Source organism: Ancylomarina longa, assembly GCF_003996985.1.
In the GTDB taxonomy this organism is placed as follows: domain Bacteria; phylum Bacteroidota; class Bacteroidia; order Bacteroidales; family Marinifilaceae; genus Ancylomarina_A; species Ancylomarina_A longa.
Genome location: NZ_RJJX01000130.1, coordinates 1 through 663, shown reverse-complemented (window position 1 = coordinate 663; position 663 = coordinate 1). Strand labels below are relative to the sequence as shown.

The 663-nt window shown below is 39.9% G+C and carries 1 pseudogene; it reads left to right on the top strand.

Annotated elements, in window-relative coordinates:
- Window positions 1-185: 185 nt before the first annotated feature.
- Window positions 186-663, top strand: a pseudogene (locus DLK05_RS16650) (hypothetical protein); the annotation flags it as partial.

Genomic DNA, 663 nt, shown 5'->3' with positions numbered 1-663 from the left:
CTATGTGTTGTCATGTGGTCTTGCAATAACTTTATGATGTGGCGTATATTTTGGACTGCACAATGWAAGCAAGTCCTCAATATTTATTTACGGGTACCATTATTCCCATACTACGAGGCAAAAAAAATGGGCTGACAGTGCGCTAACACTTCAACCCAGTGATGAACATTAATCAAGGAATGTCCATGAGTACATTTTATGGGGAAAATCCGTCCCTATCAAGCCCGAAAAGCGCTAAAAATAGCCAGCCCCTTGGTATATTTACGAAATCTCAGGTAATCCACAGCCAGCAAGGCTTTCAGCGATTCCATAATTTTTTACTTCAAGACCAATCTGCCAAACTTTTACCCCGAGAACGTGTGGGAAATTGTTTAAAAAAACGCATCGATAAAGATAAATTACGCGAAGTTAAATACAACGAATCTAGAAAAAAAGCTCACTGGGCCAATGTCCAGCGTTGTGGTTCTATTTGGTCATGTCCTGTTTGTGCCAAACAAATTACTGAAAAACGGAGAGAGGAGCTTAAAAAGGCTGTTAATACGTGGCAAACAAGCCATGACGGCTCAATTCAGCTATTAACCCTTACCTTTAGCCATTCCAAGTCAGAAAGCCTTAAATCGCTCTTAGAACGCCAAAAAAAGGCATATAAGATTTTCCTTGAAA